The 13,770-nt window shown below is 41.8% G+C and carries 9 protein-coding genes; 5 read left to right on the forward strand and 4 right to left on the reverse strand.

Annotation, left to right across the window (positions count from 1 at the left end):
• Positions 1–263 precede the first annotated feature (263 nt).
• Both P1X15_RS27090 and P1X15_RS27095 read left to right on the forward strand, forming a co-directional pair.
• Complete coding sequence (locus P1X15_RS27090) at positions 264–3,440, forward strand: SusC/RagA family TonB-linked outer membrane protein (RefSeq protein ID WP_277341270.1); 3,177 nt, start codon at positions 264–266, stop codon at positions 3,438–3,440.
• 49 nt (positions 3,441–3,489) lie between these two features.
• Positions 3,490–4,914: a SusD/RagB family nutrient-binding outer membrane lipoprotein gene (locus P1X15_RS27095; protein WP_277341271.1), complete on the forward strand. Its 1,425-nt coding sequence runs from the start codon at positions 3,490–3,492 to the stop codon at positions 4,912–4,914.
• 50 nt (positions 4,915–4,964) lie between these two features.
• Here the strand turns inward: P1X15_RS27095 and P1X15_RS27100 are convergent, their stop codons facing one another.
• Genes P1X15_RS27100 through P1X15_RS27115 form a run of 4 tightly spaced genes read right to left on the reverse strand, consistent with a single transcriptional unit; the run spans position 4,965 to position 9,895 of the window.
• The gene (locus P1X15_RS27100) at positions 4,965–5,939 is read right to left on the reverse strand and encodes an NADPH:quinone oxidoreductase family protein (RefSeq protein WP_277341272.1); all 975 of its coding nucleotides are present in this window, start codon (positions 5,937–5,939) and stop codon (positions 4,965–4,967) included.
• A gap of 6 nt (positions 5,940–5,945) precedes the next feature.
• Complete coding sequence (locus tag P1X15_RS27105; protein WP_277341273.1) at positions 5,946–7,817, reverse strand: CocE/NonD family hydrolase; 1,872 nt, start codon at positions 7,815–7,817, stop codon at positions 5,946–5,948.
• The gene (locus tag P1X15_RS27110) at positions 7,814–9,418 is read right to left on the reverse strand and encodes a hypothetical protein (protein WP_277341274.1); all 1,605 of its coding nucleotides are present in this window, start codon (positions 9,416–9,418) and stop codon (positions 7,814–7,816) included. The genes P1X15_RS27105 and P1X15_RS27110 overlap by 4 nt, the downstream gene beginning before the upstream one ends.
• A 39-nt stretch (positions 9,419–9,457) precedes the next feature.
• Positions 9,458–9,895: a hypothetical protein gene (locus P1X15_RS27115; protein WP_277341275.1), complete on the reverse strand. Its 438-nt coding sequence runs from the start codon at positions 9,893–9,895 to the stop codon at positions 9,458–9,460.
• 262 nt (positions 9,896–10,157) lie between these two features.
• On the opposite strand from P1X15_RS27115, the gene glmM reads away from it, so the two are divergent.
• From glmM to P1X15_RS27130, 3 genes are all read left to right on the forward strand, one after another.
• Complete coding sequence (gene glmM, locus P1X15_RS27120) at positions 10,158–11,549, forward strand: phosphoglucosamine mutase (RefSeq protein WP_277341276.1); 1,392 nt, start codon at positions 10,158–10,160, stop codon at positions 11,547–11,549.
• 11 nt (positions 11,550–11,560) lie between these two features.
• Positions 11,561–12,058, forward strand: coding sequence for a gamma carbonic anhydrase family protein (locus P1X15_RS27125; RefSeq protein ID WP_277341277.1), 498 nt, complete (start codon positions 11,561–11,563; stop codon positions 12,056–12,058).
• Between the two features lie 117 nt (positions 12,059–12,175).
• Positions 12,176–13,555, forward strand: coding sequence for a vanadium-dependent haloperoxidase (locus P1X15_RS27130; RefSeq protein WP_277341278.1), 1,380 nt, complete (start codon positions 12,176–12,178; stop codon positions 13,553–13,555).
• Positions 13,556–13,770: the final 215 nt, after the last annotated feature.

Raw genomic sequence — 13,770 nt, forward strand, 5'->3', positions numbered from 1 at the left:
GTATGACAAGACCTATAGAAAAAAGACGCCCAAAGGTCCAAAAATCTTATTTTGAGGTGATTAAGGTCATTTTTAATCCATTTTTAACCTTCCAAATTGCCGTTTTAAGGAGGATAAAGTTTTATTGCTTCTTAAGATAAGTAGAAACATAATTTGGCATATTGTTATGCAAGCAGCATAATTTTAATGTAACTTTTGTTTTGACAATTAATTTATTTGTTATTTTTGGCACAGTTATCTTAATCTAAACTAAATTTTAAAGGATGAAAAACAGGTTTACACTGCTAGCTGCAGTAGCTATGCTATTGTGCAGCTTATCGATGTTTGCCCAAGATCGCACCATTACGGGTAAAGTAACCGCCGACGATGGTTCGGTATTGCCAGGTGTAAGTGTGACGGTACGCGGTACGACCCGCGGAGCTACTACCGACGCAGACGGAAGCTACAAAGTATCAGTTCCAAACGGTGCTCAATTGGTGTTTAGCTTTATTGGTTTTGCCAATCAAGAAGTGACTGTAGGTAGTCAGAGTGTGATTGACATTAAGCTTATTCCTGATGTTTCGCAACTCCAAGAAGTGGTAGTAACTGCCTTGGGTATTTCTCGAGACAAACGAGCAATCAACACTTCTGTTCAAGAAATCAAGGCTGATAAGCTAACCGCCGCTCGTGACGCAAACGTAGCCAATGCGCTTGCTGGTAAAATCGCCGGGGTACAAGTCCTTGGGCAGTCGGGGGCTAAGTTTGGTACGCCCGATATTCGGGTGCGTGGGGTCAATACGCTCACAGGGGGTAGCCCACTTTATATTGTTGACGGAACTCCTACCGACATCAACGCCGTAAACATGGACGATGTAGAAAACCTTTCCGTATTGAAAGGACCTGCGGCAACGGCTCTCTATGGAAACCGTGCTGCGGGTGGGGTGATTTTGATTACCACAAAGCGCGCCAAATCTGGTGAATCTCGCTTAGATATCAATCACAGTACTACATTGGATATGGTAGGTCTTCTTCCTAAGTATCAAAATGAGTATGGTGGTGGATATTCACAAGATTGGGAAATTTTTAAGTTTAACCCTGCCATTCACCCTGCTTCTTGGTCGTCATTTGACGGGCATAAGATGTTAGATTATTCAGCTGATGAAAGCTGGGGACCCAAAATAGACGGTTCTCTGCACCGTTCGGCGTGGTCGTGGCAGCCTGGCCCTGAATTTGGACAGCTCACTCCTTTTGTAGCTAATCCTAACAACGTTCGCGATTTCTTCGAAAAGCCAGTAAGTCATAACTCAAACATTTCTTTCTCAAAAGGAGGGGACAATTACCAAACGCGTATCTCTTATACCCACATTATTAATAACGGTATTGTCCCTAATAGTAGCCAAACACGTGACTTTGTAAGTGCTAAAAACTCTCTAAATGTATTTAAAGGGCTAACGGCTGATTTGAACATCAATTATTCGGCTACTAGAGGGGTAAACATCCCTGCCGATAACTATGGGTCAAGTGGCGGTAGTAACTCAACAGGATTGGGAGGCGCTATTTTGAATGGATTTAACCAGACAATCGGTTCATTTAATCAATGGTTCCAACGCCAATTGAGCATTGAAGACTTGAAAAACTATAAGAATGCTGACGGAACTTTCCGTAGTTGGAATATCGGTGGACCATTAGACGCTAAGCCTAAATATTGGGATAGCCCTTACACTCAAGTGTACGAAAATACCAATAGCCGTCGTGATACTCGTATTTTTGGTGACTTTGGTCTTAACTACAAATTTACAGATTACTTAAAACTAGCTTTAGTGGCTCGTCGCGACCAACGTCAATACTTCCAAGAGGGACGTATTGCGGCAGGTACTTTGAACGAAGGAGGTAAAGGTGGATACTCAAACTTAGTACTTAATTCTCGCGAAAATAACTATGAAGCTCTTTTAAGCTTTAACAAAAACTATGGTAAGCTTTCGGTAGTTGCCAATGCCGGTGGTAATATTCGTTATAACCTTTCTGAATATTTTATTCAAGCAACAGTAGGGGGGCTCACTACGCCTGGTTTCTATAATATTGCCGCTTCTAAAGATCGCCCAAGCGTATCTAACGTAAAAGGAGAACGTCGTATCAACAGCTTGTACGGAAACGTGAGCTTAGGATATAATAATATTTTCTTCTTGGAAGGTTCGTTGCGTAACGACTGGTCATCAACATTACCTAAAAACAATAACTCCTATTTATACCCCTCACTCTCTGGAAGTATTGTTTTCTCGGATTTGTTGCCTCATAGCGGTTTCTTGTCATATGGTAAGATTCGTGGAGGCTATGCACAAGTGGGTACAGATATTGGACCTTACAACACCATGTTGACCTATGGTACTGGAAACCCTTTTGGTTCAAATCCTACCATGTATCTACCAACTACGCTACCTAACGAAAACTTGAAACCAGGTTTGTCTTCTTCGTACGAAGGTGGTATTGACTTGAAGTTTTTCCGTAATCGTGTTGGTTTAGAGTTTACTATGTATCAAAACAACAACAAAGATCAGATCATTCCTTTGGCAGTAGCCCCTACGAGCGGTTATAGCAATGCCATTATCAACGCAGGTTTGATTCGTACTAAAGGTTGGGAGGTGCATATCAATGCCGTTCCAGTGAAAGGAACTAAATTCCAGTGGGAAACTGATTTGAACTTTGACCGTAGTACTTCAAAAGTAATAGAGTTGGCTCCTGGTTTGACAAATTACCAACTAGGCTCATCGTGGAGAGGTCTCACTATCAATGCGCGTGAAGGCGAAGAATGGGGATTGTTTTCAGGAAGTAAAATACGCCGTAACGAAGCCGGTCAACCTATTTTGGATGCAAACGGGCTTTATCAATTTGATTTGAATCAACCTTTAGGATCTGTGTTGCCGAAATTTAAGGGTGGTTTCTTAAACAACTTTACGTACGGAAACTGGAACATGAGAGTCAATACTGACTTTATTGTAGGTGGTAAATTCTTCTCTGTTACCAAAATGTTTAATGCGTATGCTGGCTTGGCTGCCGAAACGGCTGGACTTAACGAATTGGGTAAACCAAAGCGCGATCCTGTGTCTGAAGGAGGTGGTATTTTGATTGATGGAGTAGGGCCTGACGGAAAAACACCTAATACTGTTCGTGCAGAGACGCAAGCACTCTACGAAGACCGCTTGTTTGCATTACATGACTATTGGATTTTTGATCAAACATTCGTGAAGTTGCGTGAAGTATCAATTGGTTACAACTTCCCTAAAGCTATTTTGGGTAAAGTGATTAAGTCTGCTAATGTGTCGCTGATTGCACGTAACCCTCTATTGATTTATAGTGCTGTAGGTGGTGGTATTGATATTTCAGAAGCGGAGAGCTACTGGACTGAAGGGGGTCAGTTGCCTCCTGTACGTTCATTTGGTATCAATCTCCGTTTGGGCTTGTAATACCTCGGAGTAGTTTGAACTTCAGTACAATTTCAAAAAGAAACATTTTATGAAAAATACAATTTTAAAATCAATTCTTGGGGTGGGGTTGCTATTCTCGGTGACTTCATGTAGTGATTTTGGGGACATGAATGTGAGCCCCAATAGTCCCGCCAATCCAAATACGGCTAGTTTGTTGACGGGTGTTTTACGAAATGTGGGAAGCACTAGTACAAATATTATGCCTGCCTTGTATGCACAGCAGTTTGGCGATGTTACTTACATTGAAGAATCTCGTTATAAAACCGTACAGGTAGATTATAATGCATTGTACACAGGCCCCCTAAGCAACTTGCAGTATATCATCAAGCTCAATACCGATGAAGCTACCAAAAGTACTGCAGCTGCCAATGGCTCTAACGCCAACCAAATTGCAACGGCTCGTATTTTGAAAGCTTACTTTTTGCAGTACATCACTGACCGCTGGGGCGATATTCCTTACTCGGAGGCATTGAAAGGAGTTGATAATTTTAGTCCTGCTTTTGATACACAGCAAGCTATTTACAATGACTTGTTTAAGGAACTAAAAGAAGCACAATCGCAATTTGATGCTGGTAAAACTGTAGTGGGAGATATCCTGCTGAGTGGGAATGTAACCAAGTGGAAAAAGTTTGCTAACTCTTTACGTCTTATTGCTGCTCTTCGCTTGTCAAAAGTAGATCCTGCAAAAGGTAAAACGGAATTTGCCGCGGCCTTGGCAGATGGCGTTATTGCTGCCAATGCCGATAACGTAAAATATGCGTATTTGTCGGAAGCAAATAATGAACATCCACTTTACAATAACTACATCACCACCAATCGTAAGGATTATGCGGTGAGTAGTACTTTTGTGAATACCTTAGTAAAGCTGAAAGATCCTCGCCTACCAGCAATGGCCGAGAAAAACATTAACGGCGAATATCGCGGTGTGCCTTACGGGGTGTTTCCAGTGACTTGGAAAGCGCAAGATGTATCTTTAGCGGCGCCTTCTATGCGTCAACAAAATTCCTCTGTCAACGTAATTACGTATGCACAAGTGTTGTTGGCTCAGGCCGAAGCGGCAGCTTTAGGGTGGACTTCTGGAAACGCCAAAGACTTGTATGAAGCAGCCATTAAGGCTTCTTTAGAACAATGGGGCGTGTACAACGAAGCTGATTATAAGGCTTACATTGCACAGCCTGACGTAGCTTTTACTTCTGCTAAAGCTATTGAACAAATCAGCGTACAGCGTTGGATTGCATTGTTTTATCAAGGAAGTGAAGCGTGGGCAGAATGGCGTCGTACTGGCTTCCCAGTATTAACTCCAGCTGCTAATCCATTAAACGGAGGAAAAGATATTCCTCGTAGAATGGCTTATCCTGCTACGGAATCAAACCTTAATAAAACCAACTACAATGCAGTAGTAACCAGACAAGGTAAAGATGACCAATACACTCGTGTATGGTGGGATAAATAAATTTTTGAAGTTAGTGCCATAGAAAAAGGGAGCCTTTCAGCTCCCTTTTTCTATGGCACTATTACTAGTTTTCCCATTGCTCGTCTTTGGGTTAAATCATGCAAAGCTTGAGGTGCTTCCGACAAGTTGTAGGTTTTCTGGATATGAGGTTTTAGAATTCCCCTCTGATAAAAATCGAATAATTCTTGAATATTTTGAAAGTTGGCTTTGGGCTCTTTCTCTACAAACGCCCCCCAAAAAATACCCATGATAGAGCATCCTTTTAGCAAGGCTAAATTGAGGGCAATAGAAGGGATTTGGCCTGCGGCAAAACCTACCACTAAGTGGCGACCTTTCCAGTTGAGCGACCGCAGGGCTGGTTCAGTAAATGCTCCTCCTACGGGATCATAGACTACATCTACTCCGTTACTTTCTGGCAGGTTTTTAAGGGCTTCTCTCAAATCTTGCGTTTGATAATTGATACATTCATCAGCGCCATAAGCTTTACAAAGTGCAAGTTTTTCATCACTTGAGGCGGCAACTATGACTTTTGCTCCCATGATTTTGCCCAGATTGACAGCCGCCAATCCGACTCCCCCTGCTGCGCCCAATACGAGCAAGGTTTCGCCAGCTTGAAGCTGGGCTCGATTTTTGAGCGCATGGTACGATGTGCCGTAAGTGTACATAAAAGAAGCCGCTACCGAATAATCCATCCCCGCAGGCATCCGAAAAACCCGACTCGCATCTACTGCTATTTCTTCGGCAAAGCCTCCCCAGCCTGGCATTGCAAATACACTATCTCCTATGTTTAGGTGAGACACTTCTTCACCTACTGCCTTGACGACACCCGCAAGCTCCCCGCCGGGCGAAAAAGGAAATGCCGGTTTGAATTGATATTTCCCTTGGATAATCAAAGTATCAGGAAAATTGACGCCACAGGCTTTTACCGAAATCAAGACTTGCTTTTTGGAGATAGAAGGCGTGGGCACTTCTTCAAGCACTAAGCTTTCAGGAAGACCATATTGCTTACACAAAAGCGCTTTCATAGAGGATTACTTTAAAATTTCAACTTCGATTCCACTGGCGGAGTTGGCTTGATGATACACTCGATGAGTCGCTTTGATAAAATCCTTTTCATCGGCCAAGTAAATATTGGGAACGTATTTCTGCGGATTGCGGTCAAACAGCGGAAATGCAGTACTTTGTACTTGAACTTGGATACGATGTCCCTTTTTGAAAGTATGCAGTACATCTTGTAAACGGAATTTAATATCTGTGACTTTATTGGGGGTAAGTGGTTCGGGTTTTTCAAATGAATTACGGAAGCGCGCCCGCATAATTTCGCTTCTTACCATTTGGTGATAATTGCTCAAAATCACGTTTTTATGAGGCATATAAGCATGATTTGGTTCATCACCTGGATACACATCAATAAGCTTTACAAAAAAATCAGCATCGCTACCGGTAGTGCTGGCTTTGAGTTTGACGGTTATTTCGCCACCCAGTGTTATGTTTTCTGTCAAAGGTTCCGTTTCAAACACAAGTACATCCGTACGTCGGGCCGCAAATCGTTGGTCGTCCGACATATAAGTGAACGGGGTGAATCCCAAGGTTTGGGTATTGTCTTCTACGTAGGGGACTGGCTTGAGAGGATCGCTGATGTATTCACTAAAAGCCGCAATGGCTTTGGGAGCTTCGAAAGCTAATTTACCACTAGGCTGAAAATAAAGCGTCTTTTTCTCACTTTTGTTGGTAGGCCACTGCTCAAATTTTTCCCATACTTTTTTGCCAGTATCAAATAGATAGGCATCTGGCAGGCCCGTTTTGCCATCAGCAGCTCCTTTTAAGAAATGATGAAAAAAAGTGGTTTCTATTTCACGTTGATAAAAAGTAGCGATGCTATCCCCAAAATAAACATTGCTGTGGAGGGTATGCCCTGTTTCTTGTGACCAACGACCGTGTCCGAAAGGCCCCATCACAAGGGTATTGTAAGTACCGGGATTGTTGCGCTCAAGGGTTTTGTAAACAGTGAGAGGACCATACAAATCTTCGGCATCAAACCACCCACCTACGGTCATGATAGCATGTTTGACATTTTTGAGATGAGGTACAATACTTCTTTTTTGCCAGAATTCATCATAGTTTGGATGCTCTTTGTGTTCTTGCCAAAAGAAGTTGTCTTTATAGTACTGGTCAAAATTTTTGAGAGGCCCTAAGTCTAGGTTAAATTGGTAACCGTCCTTGGTTTTGGGTTGCATCATCCCTGAGAGCCACCAATTGTCGGTAGTGGGCTTAGCATGTTGGATACCAAATACCGGGAATGTCATAAAATAACCTTGCGTAAAAGCACCATTGTGATGAAAGTCGTCAAAAAAGAAATCCGAAACAGGCGCTTGCGGAGAAGATGCCTTCAAGGCAGGGTGCTGACTTAAGGCGCCTGCTACTGTATAAAAACCAGGATAGCTAATGCCCCATTGCCCTACTCTTCCGTTGTTGTTAGGGATGTTTTTCAACAGCCACTCAATCGTATCATAGGTGTCCGACGATTCGTCTACTTGTGTTTTGCTAGTTTTGTTAGGGATTTGGGGCGTCATATTGGTCCAAGTACCCTCACTCAGGTAGCGGCCTCGCACATCTTGATACACAAAAATGTATTTGTCTTCCATCAAAAATTTGTTGGGACCTAATCTACCTGCATATTTATCTATCCCATAAGGTGCTACACTGTAGCAAGTACGTTGCATCAAAAAAGGATAAGATTTGGAAGCATCTTTGGGCGAGTATACAATCGTATGGAGCTTGGTACCATCTCGCATCGGAATATCATATTCGGCTTTTTGGTAGTGCTCTTTGACCCATTCTACTTGTGAAAAAGCGTTTAAAGAGCACAAAATAAGTCCGTAGATGAAGAGAAGAGTTTTCATAAAACTGTTTTTTTGATAAGTAAATAATCCCCTTCTGAATTGGTTTTTAGCTTGGCGAAACCCTCAGCAGAGTGATTTTTTAAAAATGCTTGAAAGCCTTCGTCTTTTTCAAAATAGGCTTGCATATCGTGAGTCATCAGAATAAAATTGACATCCTTTTCCTTCACAAAGTTTGAGAAGTTGTTGGAGGTATATTCTTCCACATGTATCCAGTCAGAGCTTTCTTTCAAAAATACCCGATACCAATCGCGTTCTAATACCCGAAGACGAATCTTAGGGGTGATTTTGGTAATAAAACGTACATTGTCGGCAGAAGGAGTAGGTTTTGGCTGATGATATTCCCACACTTTTATTCCTAAAAACAAAACCAGCGCACTTGTCAAAAAAATGGTTGGGGCATTGACTGGCCAAAGGGCTATTTTCCTAAATGAAAGAGCATTAATAAGATAAGTCAGTAGCCATAAAATTAAAATCAAATGGAAAACTAAGTAATGTGTGCGAGGATAAATAAGTAAAGTGGCAATGAGAGTGGGTAAAATAAGAACAATCAGGGCGATAAATCCCCATAAGTCAAAGGGTGACTTTCGGATATTTTGCCAAGTATTGCGATAGTTTATAAGACTTAAACCTAAAATTACAAAAATCCCTGCCAATGCTGTTCGCCAAGGAGAGTACCAACCCCTAAAAAGTGTATGATAAAAAGTATCAACCACATTGTGGAGGTTAGCGGTAAGGGTATGGATAAGATTAGTAAATACATGTTTGATAGCCCATGAAGGCTGATGCACAAGCGCATCGGTGAAGGTATTGACATCATCGCCTAGTACTTGATGAAACAACTTGAGTTGTGCTTCTATCGTACTTGGTTCGGGTTGGTGCTGCCAAGCCGAGTAGTTTACAATGAAATGTTGTTGAAAAGCTACGGCGCTACGACTACTATCTCCACTAAAAAGGGGGTTTTCAAATAGCACATGTAACAACACCACAAGTACACTAAAGGTAGCTATAATGCCCCAAAATGTTTTGTGCATGAGCATTCTCTCTTTCCATATCCAAAAAACACTTAATACTACCCCCAAAAGAAAAGATACATAAAACTCAGGGCGAATGTATGCACATACCAGCCCTATCAACGAAACCAAAAGAAACTGGAAGGATTTAGGCCAAAACTGGCCGTTGAAATAAATAGCCGCCAAAGTACCCACAATCAAACAAAAAGGAGCGATGGAGATTTTGGGGTTGAGAGGTAGATTTTGGGTAGAATATAAAAATAAAATTGCCAACCAAAGGCTCGCCCAAAAAGGGAGCGTTTGTGAGCGAAAAAATAAAAAGACCACAAGCCCCGCCAAAATGCTCAATAAACCCCAATTAAAATAATATAAGTCTAGGGTATTGGGAACAAACAAATGCCAAAAAGCATACCATGCTGCATAAAGCGGCCCCCATTGTGCCCCCCCTTTGAAAGGGATAGAAAAGGCTAGCCCCGACCCTAAATAAGTAGTTTCATCGCCAAATTCAACATCTTTCCAAGCACTTAGATTATGTACGAGAATAACCCCCGCAATAAGTATAATAAGGAAACCGAGCCAATTAATACGCATAATATTCAAAACACAGCCAATAAAAAAGAGCTAAAAATTTTAGATTGAGTTATCGCTATCAGGTTGTACGGGTTGGGGACGAGGGGTGGGCACGATAGGCTGAACTTGTTGAGGTATCAATTCTACACTCACCACAAAGTACTTAGTGTCGCCGTTCCAAGGGAGTTGGAAAAATTTTTCTTCATAATGAACAGAGACCCGTTGTCCAGTACGTTGAGATTGTTCAAGGGCTGCAATCGCTTCTTTATTATCATCATCGACCGAAAAATCCCAAGTGGTAGAATTAAAAGTACCAGTACCATCCGACATACCTCCTACCATTAATTGTCCTTCATGAGTTTTGAAAATATAACCACGGCGGCTAATTTTTACCAATGAACCTACACGGGTGCCGTCACTGAAAGAACCAAATGAAACATAGTACAAAATACCACCTACAATGAGCAGAAAAATCGTTAAGAAAACCCACTTACGCATGATTTTAAAAGTTTGATGATTGATGGTTTGATTTGAAATACGCTGACAATAGTAAAAAAAATACTGTTCAAAAATTTCGGGATGATTTGAGAAATAATGCTCTACCTCTAAAAACAAAAAAGAAATAAATTGGCAAGGGCGTTGCTACTTCCCAAAGACGAACTTCGTAAAAGTACGGCGATTTTGCAACAGTCGTCTATTTGTCTTTAAAAATTACTACTTTTGAGCCTGTCATTAATCCATCATAAAGCAGATTTTAAAAGTGGCCTTAATCAAATCTATTTCTGGTATTCGTGGTACAATCGGGGGCAAAACAGGCGATTCGCTAACACCCATTGATGTATTGAAGTTTTCTGCCGCCTTCGGAACTTGGCTCAAACGCAAAAATCCCACGAGTCATACAATTGTTGTCGGACGAGATGCTCGCCTTTCGGGGGATATGGTAAGCAAATTGGTAGTTTCTACTTTACAAGGTGTAGGGCTTAATGTTATCGATTTGGGTCTTTCTACTACCCCTACTGTCGAAATCGCCGTTCCTCTTGAAGGGGCAGCGGGAGGTATCATTCTTACAGCGAGCCATAATCCTATCCAATGGAATGCCCTCAAGCTGCTGAATAGTCAAGGTGAGTTTATTTCAGGTGAAGATGGTGCCGAAGTATTGGCGTTGGCAGAAACCGAAGACTTTGATTTTGTAGAAGTACGCAAGCTAGGAAAATATGTCGTCGATCATTCTTATTTCCAAAAACATATAGACATGATATTGGCGCTTCCTTTGGTAGATAAAGAAGCGATTACGGCTAAAAATTTTAAAATAGTCATTGATGCTGTCAATTCTACGGGAGGAATTGTGATTCCGTTGCTATTGGAAGCATTGGGCGTAAAAAAAGAAAATATCAAGCTCATCAATTGTGAACCTACGGGTGATTTTGCCCATAATCCAGAACCTCTTCCCGAAAATCTGATTGAAATTAGTCGTGAACTCAAGCGCGGCGATTATGATTTGGGAATTGTGGTGGACCCTGACGTAGATCGCTTGGCGTTGATTTGTGAAGATGGTACGGCTTTTGGTGAAGAATATACCCTTGTATCAGTGGCCGATTATGTACTCAAACATACCCTAGGCAATACTGTTTCTAATCTTTCTTCCACAGGCGCACTGCGAGATGTGACGCTTAAAGCGGGAGCACAGTACTTTGCTTCGGCGGTGGGTGAAGTCAATGTAGTTGAAATGATGAAGGCTCAAAATGCGGTCATTGGAGGTGAAGGCAATGGTGGAGTGATTTATCCCGCTTTGCATTATGGCAGGGATGCACTCGTGGGGATAGCTTTGTTTTTGAGTCATTTGTCCAAATTTGGTAAATCTATCTCAATCCTTCGCAGAATCTATCCCAATTATCATATTTCAAAAAACAAAATCGAGCTTACTCCTGATATAGATGTAGATCTTGTTTTAGAAAAAATCAAACAGAAATACGCCAAAAACCCTGTCAATAGTATTGACGGAGTGAAGATTGAGTTTAATAAAGAATGGGTTCATCTTCGTAAATCTAATACAGAACCTATCATTCGGATTTATTCAGAATCCGAAACCGCCGCCACTGCCGATTATTTGGCTCAAAAAATAATCTCAGATATCAAGGAAGCAATTCATTAGTTTGTTTTTGGATGAAAAAACATAAAGCTGTTTTTATTGCTCCTACCGCCTCGGTGATGGGGGAGGTTACTTTGGGAGAAAGTAGTTCTGTGTGGTATGGAGCAGTAATACGGGCGGATGTCGAAAAAATAATAATAGGTGACCGCACCAATATCCAAGACACGGCCGTTTTGCATGCAGATTTAGGATCTCCTACTATCATTGGAAATAATGTTACGGTAGGGCATGGGGCTATTGTTCATGGTGCTATAGTGGGTGATGGCTCTTTAGTAGGAATGAGAGCAACGATTCTCAACAATGCCCAGATTGGTAAGTTTTGTATTGTCGGAGCTCATGCGCTAGTGACTGAAGGAATGCAAGTGCCAGACTATTCGATGGTCTTGGGCGTGCCAGCCAAAATAGTAAAACAGATTCCTGAAGATTACGCACAGAAACTTCTTGAAAGCGCCGCTCATTATGTAGAAATGGGACGTAAACACGCCAGGGGAGAATATCCAATAATAGACTGATAGTTTAAGACTTAGAGATACAAATAGCCCAGTTCAGAAACAAATTGGCATTGTTTTTGAACTGGGCTATTTGTATTTATAATACTTCCTAAAAGTTTGTTATTACGACAATAAGGTATGAAAAAATTATACTCTTTTTTTTCGCCCCAAAACCATACGAAACTCATCGTATTGGTGATTTTATTTATCTATGGATGCCGTACTTCCAACGACCCTACTACTCCAGACAATGTATCTAAAACTGCCGATACCTATAATGCTGACGTGGCCCTCAAATGGGCGGAGATGAGCTTAAAGCTTACTCGATTTACGCCAGGCTTCACGCCTCCTGTGGCATCAAGGGCTTTTGGATATGCAGGGGTAGCCATGTATGAGTCAGTGGTACCAGGTATTAAAGCGCACCGTTCGTTAGCAGGGCAACTTAATGGTCTACAAGCCCTCCCTGTGCCTGAAGCAGGTAAAGAATACAACTGGGCTGCAAGTGCCAATGCAGGTCAATTGTATATGGCCAAAAACCTATGGCCCAATGCAACCGAAGCGGCTAAAAAATCGGTTGATTCATTGGCTCAGGCTTTCCGGGTCGTTTTTGAAGCTGAAAGTAACAAGGAGATTATAGAGCGCTCGGAGGCTTTTGGCGAATCGGTAGCAAAAGCTATTTTTGAATGGTCAAAAACAGACGGAGGTCATGAAGGGTATAATCGTAATTTTCCTGCCGATTTTAAAGTGCCGATTGCGCCGGGGTCATGGCAGCCCACTGAAAATGGTCGCGTGATTCCGATGCAGCCTTATTGGGGACGAAATCGCACCTTTATTACTGCTAATTCTACTCTGCCAATGCCCTTGCCTTTGGAAGTTTCGACCAAGCAAGATTCTCCCTATTTTCAGCAATATTATGATGTTTATAAGAAAAACATCAGCCTTACTCAGCTCGAAAAAGAAATCTCAATTTGGTGGGCAGACGATCCAAGTGAGACTTTTACGCCTCCAGGCCACTCTTATAACATCGCTCGCATTGCTGTCAAAACTAGCAATGCCAAACTAGACAAAGCCGTTGAAGCTTTTGCTCGAACAGGTATAGCTGTAGCCGATGCTTTTGTGCTGTGTTGGAAATGTAAATATGTTTTTAACAATGAGCGCCCCTATACTTTTATACGCCGAGCGGTAGATCCTCGGTGGGTTCCTTTCTGGCCTGCACCGCCTTTTCCAGGCTATTCTTCAGGGCATTCTACGCAGTCTTCTGCTTCGGCAGTGGCCATGGAAGGTTTGTTTGGAACTGATTTTGCCTTTGTGGACGATTCACATATAGGCCGGGTGCGTGATACCAAACGAAACGTAGATTTCAAGGCACGTTCGTTTAAGTCGTTGTGGGCGGCAGCCGAAGAATCAGCCTATTCTCGGTTTTTAGGAGGAATTCATACTTTTCAAGACAATGACACTGGTTTGAAAGAAGGCCGTAAAATGGGGCAAAATATTAATGCTCTTCGGTGGACAGAGTAATATTTTAGCCAAATACATACATTAGAATTCGTCTGTTGTTTAGCTTTTACGAGTCAGCAGACGAATTTTTTTTTAAGGTAAGCTATTATTTATAACTTTGCCGCTGTGTTGTCATTGTTCCCAAAAAAGGGTCACTTTGTTGATTATCACTGCTTTATCAATAATTTTTTAATGGCTAACCAATATTTATTAAATTTCATAAAACTTAAAAACAA

It is taken from the genome of Runella sp. MFBS21 (genome assembly GCF_029433105.1).
Lineage (GTDB): Bacteria > Bacteroidota > Bacteroidia > Cytophagales > Spirosomataceae > Runella.

Bases quoted from the DNA above. Each gene is read 5' to 3' on its own strand.
- P1X15_RS27090 (WP_277341270.1), top strand. From the start codon at position 264: ATGAAAAACAGGTTTACACTGCTAGCTGCAGTAGCTATGCTATTGTGC.
- P1X15_RS27095 (WP_277341271.1), top strand. From the start codon at position 3,490: ATGAAAAATACAATTTTAAAATCAATTCTTGGGGTGGGGTTGCTATTC.
- P1X15_RS27100 (WP_277341272.1), bottom strand. From the start codon at position 5,939: ATGAAAGCGCTTTTGTGTAAGCAATATGGTCTTCCTGAAAGCTTAGTG.
- P1X15_RS27105 (WP_277341273.1), bottom strand. From the start codon at position 7,817: ATGAAAACTCTTCTCTTCATCTACGGACTTATTTTGTGCTCTTTAAAC.
- P1X15_RS27110 (WP_277341274.1), bottom strand. From the start codon at position 9,418: ATGCGTATTAATTGGCTCGGTTTCCTTATTATACTTATTGCGGGGGTT.
- P1X15_RS27115 (WP_277341275.1), bottom strand. From the start codon at position 9,895: ATGCGTAAGTGGGTTTTCTTAACGATTTTTCTGCTCATTGTAGGTGGT.
- P1X15_RS27125 (WP_277341277.1), top strand. From the start codon at position 11,561: ATGAAAAAACATAAAGCTGTTTTTATTGCTCCTACCGCCTCGGTGATG.
- P1X15_RS27130 (WP_277341278.1), top strand. From the start codon at position 12,176: ATGAAAAAATTATACTCTTTTTTTTCGCCCCAAAACCATACGAAACTC.